Annotated in this window: 13 protein-coding genes; 11 read left to right on the top strand and 2 right to left on the bottom strand. The window is 43.2% G+C overall.

From position 1 onward, the window contains the following. Window positions 1–107 precede the first annotated feature (107 nt). On the top strand, window positions 108–782 hold the full coding sequence (yjjG, locus tag F9817_RS18905; RefSeq protein WP_161157724.1) for a pyrimidine 5'-nucleotidase: 675 nt from the start codon (window positions 108–110) through the stop codon (window positions 780–782). Window positions 783–824: 42 nt separating this feature from the next. Further along, window positions 825–1,526, top strand: a complete 702-nt coding sequence (locus tag F9817_RS18900; protein ID WP_161157723.1) for a UTRA domain-containing protein — start codon at window positions 825–827, stop codon at window positions 1,524–1,526. 53 nt (window positions 1,527–1,579) lie between these two features. Here the strand turns inward: F9817_RS18900 and F9817_RS18895 are convergent, their stop codons facing one another. After that, window positions 1,580–2,368, bottom strand: a complete 789-nt coding sequence (locus F9817_RS18895; RefSeq protein ID WP_161157722.1) for a siderophore-interacting protein — start codon at window positions 2,366–2,368, stop codon at window positions 1,580–1,582. A gap of 326 nt (window positions 2,369–2,694) precedes the next feature. Between F9817_RS18895 and F9817_RS18890 the strand changes: the two genes are divergently transcribed. Genes F9817_RS18890 through F9817_RS18875 form a run of 4 tightly spaced genes read left to right on the top strand, consistent with a single transcriptional unit; the run spans window position 2,695 to window position 8,241 of the window. Continuing rightward, a complete protein-coding gene (locus tag F9817_RS18890) occupies window positions 2,695–4,512 on the top strand; it encodes an extracellular solute-binding protein (protein ID WP_161157721.1) in 1,818 nt (605 codons plus the stop codon). An 8-nt stretch (window positions 4,513–4,520) separates the two neighbouring features. Then, a complete protein-coding gene (locus F9817_RS18885) occupies window positions 4,521–5,603 on the top strand; it encodes a microcin C ABC transporter permease YejB (RefSeq protein ID WP_161157720.1) in 1,083 nt (360 codons plus the stop codon). Further along, window positions 5,603–6,643 (top strand): ABC transporter permease, encoded by a 1,041-nt coding sequence (locus tag F9817_RS18880; protein WP_161157719.1) that lies wholly within the window; start codon window positions 5,603–5,605, stop codon window positions 6,641–6,643. Before F9817_RS18885 ends, F9817_RS18880 begins: the two co-directional genes overlap by 1 nt. 5 nt (window positions 6,644–6,648) lie before the next feature. Then, window positions 6,649–8,241, top strand: coding sequence for an ABC transporter ATP-binding protein (locus tag F9817_RS18875; protein ID WP_161157718.1), 1,593 nt, complete (start codon window positions 6,649–6,651; stop codon window positions 8,239–8,241). Window positions 8,242–8,285: 44 nt separating this feature from the next. On the opposite strand, the gene F9817_RS18870 is transcribed toward F9817_RS18875, so the two are convergent. After that, window positions 8,286–9,524 (bottom strand): MFS transporter, encoded by a 1,239-nt coding sequence (locus tag F9817_RS18870; RefSeq protein WP_161157717.1) that lies wholly within the window; start codon window positions 9,522–9,524, stop codon window positions 8,286–8,288. 397 nt (window positions 9,525–9,921) lie between these two features. Here F9817_RS18870 and thrS point away from each other — a divergent pair, with 397 nt between their 5' ends. The 5 genes from thrS to F9817_RS18845 all read left to right on the top strand — a co-directional run bounded on the left by thrS (window position 9,922) and on the right by F9817_RS18845 (window position 15,905). After that, window positions 9,922–11,850, top strand: coding sequence for a threonine--tRNA ligase (gene thrS, locus F9817_RS18865; RefSeq protein WP_161157716.1), 1,929 nt, complete (start codon window positions 9,922–9,924; stop codon window positions 11,848–11,850). Window positions 11,851–11,877: 27 nt separating this feature from the next. Beyond that, the gene (gene infC / locus F9817_RS18860) at window positions 11,878–12,405 is read left to right on the top strand and encodes a translation initiation factor IF-3 (protein ID WP_202436523.1); all 528 of its coding nucleotides are present in this window, start codon (window positions 11,878–11,880) and stop codon (window positions 12,403–12,405) included. Between the two features lie 105 nt (window positions 12,406–12,510). Beyond that, a complete protein-coding gene (gene rpmI, locus F9817_RS18855; RefSeq protein WP_161157715.1) occupies window positions 12,511–12,705 on the top strand; it encodes a 50S ribosomal protein L35 in 195 nt (64 codons plus the stop codon). A 41-nt stretch (window positions 12,706–12,746) separates the two neighbouring features. Continuing rightward, entirely contained in the window at window positions 12,747–13,100 is a 354-nt protein-coding gene (gene rplT, locus F9817_RS18850; RefSeq protein ID WP_073605034.1) for a 50S ribosomal protein L20, read from the top strand. 597 nt (window positions 13,101–13,697) lie between these two features. Then, entirely contained in the window at window positions 13,698–15,905 is a 2,208-nt protein-coding gene (locus F9817_RS18845; protein WP_161157714.1) for a family 43 glycosylhydrolase, read from the top strand. Window positions 15,906–15,975: the final 70 nt, after the last annotated feature.

Raw genomic sequence — 15,975 nt, 5'->3', positions numbered from 1 at the left:
GTCCCAGTAAAATTGTTGATGTTTTGGAAACAAAAAGTTTCTTAACCAATGGGTTAAGTGTTTGTTGGAAACAGTATAAACTAGCAGGGAAACATTGAGGAGGAAACATGCAGTACGATTGGATACTTTTTGACGCAGACGAGACACTCTTTCATTTTGATGGTCGTCGTGGATTAACCCTGATGCTTGAACGAAAAGGGATGGACTTGACTGACGAGGCTTATCAAGCGTATCAAAAAGTGAATCAACCGCTTTGGGTATCGTACCAAAATGGCGATATTACCGCGGATCAATTAAAGCGTACGCGTTTTGTTGAATGGGCAACACAGCTTGATACGACACCTGAGGAGTTAAACCGCTCTTATATGACGGCGATGGCAGATATTTGCAGTTTATTGCCTGGTGCGCAAAGCTTACTAGACGCGCTGCATGGTAAAGTGAAGTTAGGCATTATCACCAACGGTTTCTCTGATTTACAATCGATTCGTTTAGAACGAACTGGCCTCACTCCTCATTTTGAACATGTGATTATTTCTGAAGAGGTGGGTGTAGCAAAGCCTGATGCTCGTATTTTTGCTCATGCGTTAGATAAAATGGGTAATCCTGAAAAGCAGCGAGTGCTGATGGTAGGGGATAACCCTCATTCAGATATTTTAGGTGGATTAAACATTGGCGTTGAAACCTGTTGGCTCAATGTGAATGGTGAGCCTGCCCCTGAAGGCATCAATGCTCATTTTGAAGTACGTTCTCTTGATGAGTTACAAGCAATGTTGCTTGCATAGCATCGTATAGGCTTACATGATTTTCTTAACGAGAGGCGCAAGGTGCAGTACGTAAAAATCAAACAAGCGATTTTGGATCAGATTGAAGCGGGCACCTTATCGCCTCAGCAAAAATTGCCGTCGGAACGTAAATTAGCGGAGTCGTTTAATACAACCCGCGTTACCCTGCGTGAGGCCCTTTCTTTGCTGGAGTCTGAAGGTGCGATCTATCGCGAAGATCGTCGTGGGTGGTTTATTGCTGCTCCACCATTATCGTACGATCCTAATCAACTCGTATCGTTTCGAGAGCTTACCGCTCAACAAAATCGTGTTGGCTATACCATGGTGATATCCAATCAAAGTCAGATGGCGAATAAAGCGGCTAATCGCTTGTTAGGGTTGGCTCCATTCAGTGATATGCAGCGAATAGAACGAGTCCGACATCTAGATAAACGACCTGTTGCCTACGTGACTTCTTATTTGATTGCTGATGTGTCAACTCATCTGGAGAACATCGACGTTCAGCATTCTCTCACTGATGTCTTGCATCAAGAATTCGGCGTTGATTGGCAGAAAATTGAATACCGGATTTTGGTGGGCTCTTTGCAAGGAGATATTGCGGTGGCACTCTATGCAACCGAAGGTACACCCGCATTAGTGATAGAAAAAGTTTTGTACGATACTCACGGGAGCAAAGTAAGAGCGGATGTTGAGTATTGGCGTCATGATGTTGTTGTTTTACAAGGTCAATCTACATTCTCTTAATCGTTTAAAGACAAGAAAAATGTTGAGAATGACACTTTTCTTGTCTATCAATCTTAATGTTGAGCGTTAAGATCGTCTCTTTTGATCACTTTGTGGCCATCTTCTGTTACACCATCTTTCCAATAGCTACTGATATAGATATAGTCTCGCTCAATCTCGTGTTCATTGCGAAAGTACTGGCGCAATGAACGCATCGAATCAAATTCACATGCACACCATACGGCACATTGCCCGTCGAGCCATGGCTGAGATTTCACCACATCAACTAATGTGTGCTCAGGATGTTGAATGTTCCAAATCACATTCATCCCTTCTGGGGCGGTAAGATCTTGCTTATCTGTACTATCGATGATGTCGATGACAGCATAACCTTTAGCGTCTTCAGGTAAGCTATTTAGTGTATTGGCTAACGCGGGTAGGGCTGTCATATCAGCCGCAAGAAAATACCAATCGGCCTCTAAGTTTATACCCTGTTTTTTACCCGGGCCCATAATATACATAGTGTCACCCACTTTACATTCTGTTGCCCAACGAGCAGCAAAACCGCAACTGAGATCGGAGGTGGTATGACGAACTAAATCAACATCAATACTGTTCGTTTCTGTATCAAAGTGACGAATAGTGTAAGTGCGTATAACAGGTTTCGCATCTTCGGCTAACGTATCAACATCCGTTTTCCCCTCGAGAGTAAACAGTAACTTAATATAATCACCAGCACTTTCCGCACCAAAATGAGCGATGCTGTCACCTTGCAAGGTGACGCGTTGGTAGTTGTTTGAAAGGCTTTCAGTGGCAGTAACAGTTAAGCGGTACTTGGGGCGTTTATTAGGTTTTGCTTGCATAATCACCTGACTTTATGTGTATTTTTATTGTGTGTCCGACTAAATAATGGATAACAGTACCCCACCAATCGTGTGAGTACAACGCCATTACTAGCGTGGGTATTTGGGTTGGCTGAATCTATACAGTAACGTTTCATTACAACTATAACAACGCGAATTGTTGTTATTTGCGTTTGTTTACCCAACAATGGTAGTACGTCGAAATTATTGATTAATTTACGAAATCTTCCTCCATATATGTAAATAGTTACCTATGATAAAGTAGCAGGACACGTATTATAAAAGCTTAAGGCTTAAGCGAATTTATCGATGTTAAGGATAGCCCAATGCGCACAATAAGGTCGTTATTACTTGGCCTATTCATGATGGTATTCAGTGGGGTTTCACTTGCGAAAGTCATTGAAACAACCCATCTAGTTGGGTTTGGTGAAGCAAAATATGCAGCAAATTTTAGTCATTTTGATTATGTGAATCCCAAAGCGCCCAAATACGGGAAGGTTACTTTTGGTGAACTTGGCAGTTTCGATAATTTTAATGCGTTTGCTTCACGGGGTGTCGCCGCAGCGGATAGCAGTGAACTCTATGACCCGCTGCTGAAAAAAGCAGACGATGAAATCGACTCCTATTACCCTTTGATTGCGCAGAAGCTACGCTATTCCGATGATTACCTCTGGATGGAGGTAGAGATTAACCCCCATGCGCGTTTTCAAGATGGTACGCCCATTACGGCGCAAGATGTTGCATTTACATTTGATAAGTTAATGAAGCAGGGAGTGCCGCAGTTTCGGGTTTACTATAAGGATATTAAATCAGTAAGGGCAATCGCCAAGTTAACAGTGCGTATTGAGATGGATAAACCTGAACGGGATAAATTGTTCTCTTTAGTGGAATCATTACAAGTTTTGCCAGAGCACTATTGGCGAGATAAAGATTTAAGTCAGCCTTTGTTAACCCCTCCGGTTGGGAGCGGTGCCTATCGTGTGTCCAGCTATAAAATGGGGCAACGTGTCACTTATAGCCTTAACGATAATTACTGGGCGAAAGATTTGCCCGTTAACGTTGGCAGGAATAATTTTAAACAGATTCAGTATGATTATTATCGCGATGATACCGTGATGCTTGAAGCCTTTAAAACCGGAGACTTTGATTTTCGCCAAGAAAGTCAGGCTCGTGTTTGGGCGAATTCCTACACGGGGATTAATTTCGATAAGGGCTACATTGTCAAAGAACAAATCCCTCATACCTCACCGGCGCCCACTCAAGGCTTTGTATTCAATACTCAGCGAACGATTTTTCATGATAGGCGAGTGCGTGAAGCGCTCAATTACGCGATGGACTTTCAATGGATGAATCATCGCCTGTTTTACGATCAATACACTCGAACACGCAGTTATTTTCAAAGCACCGATTATGAGGCAAAAGGTTTACCATCTCAGGCTGAATTAGCCATTTTAAAGCCTTTTAAACACCAAGTGCCCAAACGGGTATTTACAGAAGAATATCAACCTCCTGTAACCGATGGTTCTGGATACATTCGGCCGCAAATGCGCAAAGCGTTTGCCTTACTAAAGCAGGCGGGTTGGATTGTTAAACAGGGGCGGTTGGTGAATGCACAAACAGGGCAGCCATTTGAATTTTCTCTCATGTTATCGAGCCCTAGTTTGGAAAAGGTAGCCATTCAACTACAGCGTAACCTGAAAAAGTTAGGGATTAAGATTCATATTCGTATGGTCGATAGCACGCAATATATGAAGCGTTTACGTGATCGTGATTTTGATATGGTGGTCTCGAGTTACGCACCGAATCCTTATCCAAGCGCTGATTTGTTATTTGTTTGGAATTCTCACTACATCGATTCAACATACAATACCGCAGGTGTTAGTGACCCAGTGGTGGATAATCTGACGGAACAAATTGCGCGTAACCAAGCTCACCCACAAAAATTATTGGCATTGGGGCGGGCACTCGATCGCGTTCTGCAATGGAATTTTTACATTATTCCACACTGGTATTTAGCTCAATACCGAGTAGCAATGTGGGATAAGTTTGAACGTCCCGCTATTACGCCTAAATATTCGCTTGCTTTAGATACTTGGTGGGTGAGTAAGCAAAAAGCGCAGCGTTTGCCGGCGAAAAGGCGTTAAGGAAAACTATGGCAGCATATTTACTTCGGCGACTATTACTGGTGATTCCAACGTTATGGGCGATTATCACCCTTAATTTTTTTATTATTCAGGTCGCGCCAGGTGGGCCAGTAGAACAAGCCATCGCGCAACTTGAAGGGCAAAAATCCGGTTTAATGGACCGTTTTACGGGGAGTGGTCAGGATATCGCTCCGAGTAAAGATAGTCATCATGCTGGTTACAAAGGGTCGCGCGGGCTAGATCCTGAAGTGGTGGAGCAAATTAAGCAACAATTTGGTTTTGATAAGCCGCTTTGGCAGCGCTATACCGAGATGCTTAAAAACTACGTCACATTCCATTTTGGTGACAGTTTATTTCGAGGCGGTAATGTCATCGATTTAATTAAAGAGCGATTACCTGTATCGATTTCTCTTGGCCTATGGAGCACACTTATTATCTATTTGGTATCAATACCACTAGGTATCACTAAAGCGATACGGCACGGCTCTCGCTTTGATGTGTGGTCCAGTGCTTTAGTCATTGTTGGTTACGCAATTCCCGGCTTCTTGTTTGCAATTATTCTGATCATTTTATTTGCGAGCGGTAACTACTTTAACTGGTTTCCGCTGCGTGGTTTGGTCTCCGATAACTTTGCACAATTAACTTGGTATCAGCAAATTGGTGATTATTTTTGGCATATGACACTGCCTATTCTGGCGATGGTTGTGGGTGGCTTTGCGACTCTAAGTATGCTGACAAAAAACTCGTTTCTTGATGAAATTAATAAGCAGTATGTCGTCACCGCTCGAGCGAAAGGCCTCGATGAAGGGGCGATTCTTTACAAACACGTTTTTCGTAATGCAATGTTGATCATTATTGCCGGGTTTCCTTCAGCGTTTATCAGCATTTTTTTTACCGGTTCGATGTTAATTGAAGTGATGTTTTCGCTTGATGGGATCGGTTTATTAGGTTTCGAAGCCACCATTCAGCGTGACTATCCGGTCGTGTTTAGTTCTTTGTATATCATGACGTTACTTGGGCTTATTTTAAGTATTATTTCGGATCTTACCTATATGTGGGTTGATCCGCGCATTGATTTTGAGGCTCGCTAATGACCTTATTCAAACGAACTCGACCTAACCCACTGAATGTCGCTCGCTGGCAACGTTTTAGAGCAAATCGGCGCGGATATTGGTCGCTATGGATATTTATGGTTCTGTTTGGAATCAGTTTATTGGCTGATGTGATTGCCAATGACAAGCCTCTGTTGGTGTCTTATGAACACCATTGGTATTTTCCCATTGTTAAAATGTATCCAGAAACGACGTTTGGTGGGGAATTTTTGACAGAAACAGATTACACCGATCCCTACATGAAAAAGCGGATAAACGAGCAAGGTTTTATGCTTTGGCCTCCCATCCATTTTAGTTACGACACAATCAATTATGATTTGGTAAGCAACGTACCATCAGCACCAGATGAAACGAATTGGCTTGGAACCGATGATAAAGGAAGAGACGTTTTGGCGCGTATCATTTATGGATTTCGTATTTCGGTGTTGTTTGGTTTTGTGTTGACCATCGTCTCCTCATTCATTGGTGTTTTTGTGGGGGCGACTCAGGGCTATTACGGAGGCTGGGTGGATTTGCTTGGCCAACGGTTTATTGAAGTGTGGTCTGGGATGCCAACGCTATTTTTATTAATTATTTTATCCAGTTTTGTCGAACCCAATTTCTGGTGGTTACTGGGTATTATGGTTCTGTTTAGTTGGATGAGTTTAGTGGGGGTGGTTCGAGCTGAATTTTTACGTGGTCGTAATTTTGATTACGTAAAGGCGGCGCAAGCGATGGGCGTAAGTGATACGCGTATCATGTTACGTCATATGTTACCCAATGCGATGGTTGCATCTTTGACGATGATGCCATTCATTTTATCTGGCTCAGTGACGACATTAACCTCGTTGGACTTTTTAGGCTTCGGTTTACCGGTTGGCTCCCCATCGCTTGGTGAATTATTGGCGCAAGGTAAAGCGAACTTACAGGCACCTTGGCTCGGCATTTCTGCATTCGTCGTTTTATCTTTGATGCTCACGTTGTTGGTGTTTGTCGGCGAAGCAGTAAGAGATGCGTTTGACCCACACATGCAAAGGTGATAGATATGAGCGATACATTGTTAACTATCGATAAACTTTCGGTTGGGTTTAAACGCTCTAAAAGCATAGAAACGGTCACCTATAACGTTTCGTTAGAGATAAAGCGCGGTGAGACTCTTGCTTTAGTCGGAGAGAGTGGATCGGGCAAATCCGTTACAGCGAATGCCATCTTAAAATTACTGCCGAAAGGCGCTGCATATTATCAAACTGGGGCAATCCATTTTGATGGTTTAAACACGTTGACCTGTTCTGAGCGTCAGTTAAGAGGGATTCGCGGCGGCCGAATAGGCATGATTTTTCAAGAGCCGATGGTTTCGCTTAACCCACTACATAAAATTGGTAAGCAGCTGGTGGAGACCGTCGCGGTGCATCGCGGTATACGCCAAACTAAAGCCGAATCGTTAGCGATAGAGTGGCTCACTAAAGTTGGCATTCATCAGCCCGAACAAAAGATAAACGCTTATCCTCATGAACTATCCGGTGGTGAACGCCAGCGAGTAATGATTGCTATGGCTTTGATTAATGAGCCAGAACTGCTCATAGCCGATGAACCAACAACGGCTTTAGACGTGTCGGTTCAAGCGCAAATCTTAGATTTGCTGAAGTCTCTTCAACGTGAACTGGGCATGGCGATGCTATTTATTACCCATGATTTAAGCATTGTGCGGCGTATTGCCGACCGTGTTGCTGTAATGCAGCATGGGCATTTAATCGAGGTGAATGACTGTCGGACTATCTTTGCCCAGCCGAGCCACGCTTATACACAAATGTTGATTAATTCTGATCCCAGTGGATTCCCCGTTGCAGTGAATGCGCAAACTCCGGTGCTGGTTAAAACCGACAAACTGCGGGTTTGGTTTCCGATTAAAGGTGGTTTGTTTAAAAGAACAGTTGACCATGTTAAGGCGGTGACTGATATGGCTTTTTCATTGCAGCAAGGACACACCATAGGTCTTGTTGGAGAAAGCGGTTCAGGTAAATCTACAACGGGTATGGCGGTGCTGCAATTGGTGCACTCTCAAGGCTCAATTCAATATCAAGCCAATGAATTACAGGGATTAAATCGCAAGCAAATGTTGCCCTATCGCAGTAAAATGCAAGTGGTGTTCCAAGACCCGTTTTCAGCGCTAAATCCAAGGATGTCGGTTGCACAAGTGATTGGCGAAGGATTAACGGTTCACACAAATTTTGATTCTACTGAGATTGAACACGCAGTGTGTGACGTTATGCGAGAAGTGGGGTTAGATCCTAGCTCTCGTCACCGTTATCCGAATGAGTTTTCTGGTGGTCAGCGACAAAGAATTGCGATTGCTCGCGCGTTGGTACTCAAACCTGAATTTATCTTACTCGATGAACCGACATCATCCTTGGATCGAACGGTTCAATCCCAAGTATTAGAGTTACTCAAATCATTACAGAGTAAATATGGCTTAACTTACTTGTTTATTAGCCATGATTTAAGTGTTGTGCGCTCGCTCTGTCATTATACGCTGGTCATGCGTCATGGTAGGGTGATTGAGGAAGGGGAAACGCAGCAGTTGTTCACTTATCCTGTGCAAGAATATACCCAGGAGTTGGTCTCTCTTTCTGCGTTGTGACTTAGAAAGGGAGACCAGGCTACGCTGTGACTGCCGCAGGTCAGTTAAGAATCTGAATTAACGAGTTTCTCTCGTTTACGCAGTGTGGGGAACCACATCATCCACAACCCAACAACAACTAATGTGCCAATCCCACCGATTAATGCCGCATTCACTGCACCAAATGCAGCCGCTACGATGCCAGATTCGAATTCTCCGAGCTGATTCGATGTATTGATAAAAATCGAATTGACAGCACCGACGCGACCTCTCATTTCGTCAGGGGTTTCTAACTGAACGAGGGTACTGCGAATCACCATGCTGATCATGTCTAAAGCTCCTAGCGCGAATAACGCGCCAAGTGATAGCCATAGGTTGCTGGAAAGTGCAAAAATAATCGTTGCGACGCCAAACCCAGCAACAGAGCCAAACATCACTAAGCCGACTTTGCGTTGCATGGTGTATTTAGCGAGGAAAAATGACATGAGCAGCGCCCCGACAGCAGGTGCCGCTCGTAATAAACCTAACCCCCATGCGCCCGTATGAAGAATGTCTTTGGCAAAGATAGGAAGAAGTGCGGTTGCACCTCCCAGTAATACGGCAAACAAATCTAGAGACAATACGCCAAGTAAGGTTTTCTGTTGGCGAATAAAAACCACACCTGAAAATAGTCGCTTTAGGTCCATTGGAACGCGCTTAGGTGGCTGATATTGATAGTGTAATCTCGCCATCAAAATGACCGAAGTGAGTGTCATTAACGCCACAATTGCGTATACATAACTTGGACCTAATATGTACAAAAAACCGCCTAAAGCAGGGCCGATAATACTCGCTGCTTGGCCTCCTGAGCCATTGATAGCCAGTGCGCGCGGTAAAATTCGTTCAGGGACCAGTGCTGGTACGATGGCTCGTGCCGATGGGTTTTCAAACGTCCGAAATACGCTGATGATGCCGATAAAGCATAAAATAGCGGCTTCATTCAGCAGGTGAGCAAATCCCATGACTGCGAGCCCGACAAGGGCTAACCATTCAAAAATTTGGCAGACAACCACTACCTTACGACGGTGAAATTGATCAGCAATATGCCCAGCAGGTAATGCCAGCAATACCGCTGGAATAAATTGGATTAAGCCTATTAACCCCAAATTGAGCGCAGAGTCTGTTAAGTCGTAAATTTGCCAGCCCACCGCGACAGAGACCATTTGAAAAGCAAAGCCACTGGCTAATCGGGTAAACCAAAAATGAAAAAAAGCCGGGTAGTGACGCAGTAAATCGCCAGTTTGTGGCGAAGGTGATGATGTCATTAGTAAACTCTCATGAAACGGCTAATCAGCGCGTTATTGATATAAAACCTTTAGGAGCACATAAGGTTGTATTAAATCATGGCAATAATGGTGAAAGGATCGTAACCAGATTTACGTGCTTAAACAAGCCTACTTGTCATTGCTATCACCCTCATAAATAGGTTGAAAAATATAATAAATTGCCTGCAATCGATGTCATTTGAGATAGATGGAATAAAAGCGGTTGTCATTTCCAACTATTCATTTAGAATGCGATGACATGCTCAGGCAGGTGCATCCGTATTTGTGCCTAAACGAGTATACAAATCAATGTTACGCGTGCTTTACTATTTATTCTAAAGCACTACATTCACTGACAAGTGTTGCTTGGTGTGCAACACCACTGTAAGGATTAAACATGCCTATTATTACACTTCCTGACGGCAGTCAGCGTCAATTTGACAACCCAGTATCTACTCTTGAAGTCGCACAATCTATCGGTCCAGGTCTTGCAAAAGCAACCATCGCTGGTCGTGTAGATGGTAAACGTGTTGATGCTTGTGATCTTATCGAAAACGATGCAAGTCTAGAAATCATCACCACGAAAGACGACGTAGACGGTCTTGAAATCGTTCGCCACTCTTGTGCTCACCTGCTAGGTCATGCATTAAAGCAGCTTTACCCTGAAGCGAAAATGGCAATCGGTCCAACGATTGACAACGGTTTTTACTACGACATCGATTTAGAGCATTCTCTATCTCAAGATGATCTCGATAAAATCGAAGCTCGCATGAAAGAGCTAGCAAAGACTAAATACGAAGTTGTTAAGAAAACCGTAAGCTGGCAGGAAGCTCGTGATACATTTGAATCTCGTGGTGAACCATACAAAATGGAAATCCTTGATGAAAATGTAGCTCGCGATGATCACCCAGGTCTTTACCATCATTTAGAATACGTTGACATGTGTCGTGGTCCACACGTACCGCACATGGGCTTTTGTCAGAACTTTAAACTGTTGAACATTGCTGGTGCATACTGGCGCGGTAACAGTGACAATAAAATGCTACAACGTATCTACGGGACAGCGTTTCACGATAAGAAAGCGCTTAAAGCGCACCTTACTCGCTTGGAAGAAGCAGCGAAACGTGACCATCGTAAGATCGGTAAACAATTAGATTTGTTCCACATGCAGCAAGAAGCCCCTGGCATGGTGTTCTGGCACCACAATGGTTGGTCAATCTTCCGCAATCTAGAGCAATTTGTTCGTACTAAATTAACAGAGTACAACTATGAAGAAGTAAAAGGTCCAATGATGATGGACCGTGTACTTTGGGAACGCTCTGGTCACTGGGACAAATATGCAGATGCGATGTTTACAACATCCTCTGAAAACCGCGAATACGCAATCAAACCAATGAACTGTCCGGGTCACGTGCAGATTTTTAACCAAGGTTTAAAATCTTACCGTGATTTACCATTACGCATGGCGGAGTTCGGCTCATGTCACCGTAATGAACCATCAGGTTCTTTGCATGGTATTATGCGTGTACGTGGCTTTACACAAGATGACGCACACGTCTTCTGTACTGAAGATCAAATTCAAGAAGAAGTGTCATCTTGTATCAAAATGGTATACGATACATATCAAACATTTGGATTTAACAACATCGCGGTTAAATTATCGACTCGTCCTGAAAAACGTGTTGGTAGCGATGAGATTTGGGACAAATCAGAAGCAGACCTTAAAGTCGCTCTTGAATCGATGGATATTCCATACGAGATTCAAGATGGTGAAGGTGCATTCTATGGCCCTAAAATTGAATTCACACTGTACGACTGTTTAGACCGTGCATGGCAATGTGGTACTGTTCAATTAGATTTCAACCTTCCAGGTCGTCTTGGCGCGACTTACGTTGGTGAAAACAATGAACGCTTAGTACCTGTTATGATTCACCGTGCTGTTCTGGGTTCTATTGAACGCTTTATTGGTATTCTTATTGAAGAATACGCAGGCTTCTTCCCAACTTGGTTGGCGCCAGAACAAGCTGTTGTAGTGAATATCACGGACAAACAAGCTGATTATGCTCATGAAGTAGCGAAAAAACTGCAAAAATGTGGAATTCGTGCAAAAGCAGACTTGAGAAATGAGAAAATAGGCTTTAAAATTCGCGAACACACTTTGATGCGTGTTCCGTACATGCTTGTATGCGGTGACCAAGAAATGGAAGCCGGTGAAGTAGCAGTGCGTACTCGTAAAGGTAAAGATCTCGGTAAATTTAAGTTGGATGATTTCATTGACCATATCCAAGCTGAGATTGATAGCCGTAAGCTTAATCTGGAGGAATAAACTATTAAAGGCGGAAGACGTGGCCAAATGCCGGCCAAACAAAACCAGCATCGTTTAAACGGTGAAATTCGTGGCGTTCGTGAAGTTCGTTTAACTGGCGTTGACGGCGAATCTGTAGGTGTAGTATCGATTCAAGAAGCAATAGCTACAGCTGAGGAAGCTGGTTTGGATCTCGTAGAGATCAGCCCTAACGCCGAGCCACCAGTCTGTCGTGTAATGGACTATGGCAAGTTCCTCTTTGAGAAGAGCAAGGCTACAAAAGAGCAGAAGAAAAAGCAAAAACAGATCCAGATTAAGGAAGTTAAATTCCGTCCTGGGACTGATATCGGAGACTATCAGGTAAAACTACGCAACCTGACGCGTTTCCTTGAAGACGGCAACAAAGTGAAAGTAACAATTCGCTTCCGTGGCCGTGAAATGGCTCACCAAAACATCGGTGTTGACGTTTTGAATCGTTTGAAAGAAGACACTGCAGAACTTGCTGTAGTTGAATCCTTCCCATCTCGAATCGAAGGTCGCCAGATGATCATGGTGTTGGCCCCTAAGAAGAAGTAATTAACGGCTTTTGCAAGTAATTGAAATCGACCGTTTTATGGCGGTCGATTTTTAATTCGCCCTGATTACATGTTATTAACTGCAACAATGCGGAGTTTATTCATCATGCCTAAGATGAAAAGCAACAAAGGCGCTGCTAAGCGTTTCAAAAAAACTGCTGGCGGTATTAAATACAAGCACGCGACAAGAAGCCACATCTTGACTAAGCGTACTACTAAGAACAAGCGTCAACTACGTCCAAACTCACTTCTTCCTAAATGTGAAGTAGCGGGTGTGATTCGTTGTCTACCATACGCTTAATCTTTTTAGTTTTTAAATTCGTTTAGTTTAGGAGAAGCATAATGCCTCGCGTAAAACGTGGTGTACAAGCTCGTGCACGTCATAAGAAAGTTCTGAAACAAGCTAAAGGTTACTACGGTGCACGTTCACGTGTATATCGTGTAGCTTTCCAAGCTGTTACTAAAGCTGGTCAATACGCTTACCGTGACCGTCGCAACAAGAAACGTCAATTCCGTCAACTTTGGATTGCACGTATCAACGCGGCATCTCGTCAGAACGGTCTTTCTTACAGCCGTTTCATCAACGGTCTGAAAAAAGCATCTATCGAAATCGATCGTAAGATTCTTGCAGACATCGCTGTATTCGACAAAGCTGCATTTACAGTTTTAGTTGAAAAAGCAAAAGCTGCTCTTTAATTAGTAGCTCTAGCAAAAGTTTAAAGTAAAGGAGAGCCTAGGCTCTCCTTTTTTCGTTTTAATGATTTATACCCAAATGACCTCAAGATGCAGGATTCAGAGCTTCATCAACGAGCCTAGGTCAAGCTCAATCACGGCAGGAATGGTCATTCCCTTTCAACGTGATTGAGCGCAGAAATAGGTTTGTTGATGAGCTCCCGAAGGGCGAGTTTTATTCGCTCCTAGGCGGTGTTACTGATTTTCAACGTAGAATGACTATGTCCTCAAATCAGTGCCTTGCCTAAGAGCGAATACATTCTCGCTGAAACAGCATCTTGAGGTTACTTGGGTATAAACCTTCCATCATTCTCTTCCTATAACACTACTCGCTTAGTTCCTTTGTTTTCTGTCGATAAAAGTTGATTTACTGCTCAAATAAATAAATGAAATCACGTTTTATTTTTAAATTGAGTGGAGATCACAATGGCCTGTTAGGCGTTTTAAATGTGACTAATTTATAGTCTAAATATAAACAACAAAATGCATATATTTGTTGATATAAATGGCTCAATTAGTGCCATTAAATATTTAATACATAACGTGTAACGGAGAGTACCAATGAAAAAACAGAAACGGTTATGCCAAAGTTGGTGGAGCCGATGGTTAGCAATGATAGCTTTCTATATGTTGGCTATGGGGAGTGGTTTTGCTAGTTCAACTTTTACGAATCCCATCTATGAAAATGGCGCAGATCCATGGCTGATGTATTATCACGGTAACTACTATTCGGCTACGACAACGTGGAGTTCTCAGTTAGAAATGAGAAAATCACCGACATTGGCGGGATTAGATGATGCAACGCCTGTGAATGTCTGGTCGGAAACCGATTCTTCACGCTGTTGCAATTTTTGGGCATTTGAATTCCACCGCCTCAATGGTCCAGACGGATGGCGCTGGTATATGCTTTATACTTCTGGCGAGAGTGGAACTTATGATTATCAGCATATTTCTGTACTGGAAAGTCAGGGGGATGATCCAATGGGGCCTTATGAATACAAAGGTTCACCTTTGGAAGACAGCTACAACATCGATGGTAGTTATATTACGATTAAAGGCCAGCTCTATTTGATGTATTCACAGTGGAGTGGTGCCTATCAGCAACTTTATATCGTAAAAATGTCTGACCCATGGACGACATCCGGCGATCCTAGTCTGTTAAGCACTCCTTCATTAGATTGGGAACAGGTGGGCATGAACGTTAACGAAGGCCCTGAGCCTTTAATACATGATGGTCATGTCTACGTTGTCTATTCTGCTAGTTACTGTGACACTTCAAGTTATAAACTGGGACTATTGGAACTCACCGGAGACGATCCGCTAACCACGGATGACTGGACGAAATCTGATGATCCCGTATTTGAATCGGCCAACGGTGTCTATGCGCCTGGACATAACGGCTTTTTCACATCACCGGATGGCACTGAAGATTGGATTGTTTATCACGCAAATGCGAGTTCAAGTTATGGCTGTGGTACCACTCGCTCACTAAGAGCTCAGTCTTATACTTGGAACTCAGATGGCACTCCTAATTTTGGTGAACCCGTTGCTACAGGAGAATCTATTGCTGTTCCTTCAGGTGAAGATGGCCCGATCCAAGTGAAACCTGAAGCTCCAATGTTAACCTTGAGCCACTATACAGTGAGTGATGACGGTGATTATACGTTGGACAGTTCTACTGAAGTGATTGTCGACCAGATTGCGGACGGGGTTGTTCGCTTAGCTGATGATGATGGCAACTTCCTTACGGGCTACCAGTGTAGTAGTACTCAGGAATTTTCTGCATGGGAAAATGAAGACTGCCAGAAATGGACATTCGATGTAGGTTCTGATGGGTTACTCACCTTAGCGAACTCAACAAGCAACGAATCTTATGATGTTTGTACCGATGATGATTGTAGTGATGAGTGGACATTATCGGCATCCGGTAGTGTAGCAATTGTCAGTGCTCAGAGTGGTCGAGTTTTAACATCGACAGGTTCATCTGCAGAGCAAGACGAATGGAGCGATGATGACACTCAAATTTGGCAAATCACAGCTCAATCGAATGGTACTGTGACATTAATGCCTGAGAGTGACACATCCACTTGTTTAAGTGTAAGTGGCAGCAGCACAAGCTTCGCAAGTTGTTCAAGTACCAAATCTCAATGGTATTTACAGCCAAGAGATGAAGGTGGCTATCGATTTGTTTCAGCGTATAACAGTAAATTGCTCGATCTCACTGATTGTGGGTTAGGTGATGGTACTGCAATTGGCGTGTATTCCGATCTAGATAATATCTGTCAGCGTTTTTACTTACGAGACGTTGAAACATCCACTGTCACAAATACGACTGTCAGTGGCACTTATCGCATTACGCCTGTTGTATCAAGTAAAGCTATCGATATTACAAATTGTGCGACGAGTGACGGTACCAATGTCGAGCAGTGGAGCTGGTTAGATAATGATTGCCAAAAATTTGCTATCTCTAGTGTCGATGAAATTTGGCATCGTATTTCCCCATTAAATGCACCGACCAAAGCGCTGACAGTGCAAAATGGCTATCGAACAAGTAATACAACCATAGAGTTAGATACTTATGATGAAGGTTGGGATCAACAGTTTCGGATTCAATCTGCCGGATCAGGTAAATGGCGTCTCATCAATCGCAATAGCGAGCTATGCCTAAATGTTGTTGATTCTTCTACTGACGATGGCGCAGATATTGTGCAGTATAAATGTACAGCTGGTTCAACTAACCAGATGTTTAATTTAGTTAGTCAAAACTAAAGAGTCATAGAAAATTAATGGACACTGATAACAGTGTCCATTTTTTTTGTCTTTAAATACTTTTAATTAT

Source organism: Vibrio eleionomae, from assembly GCF_009874545.1.
In the GTDB taxonomy this organism is placed as follows: domain Bacteria; phylum Pseudomonadota; class Gammaproteobacteria; order Enterobacterales; family Vibrionaceae; genus Vibrio; species Vibrio nitrifigilis.
The sequence above is the reverse complement of the archived record's forward strand: the minus strand, read 5'-3'. Positions and strand labels throughout refer to the sequence as shown.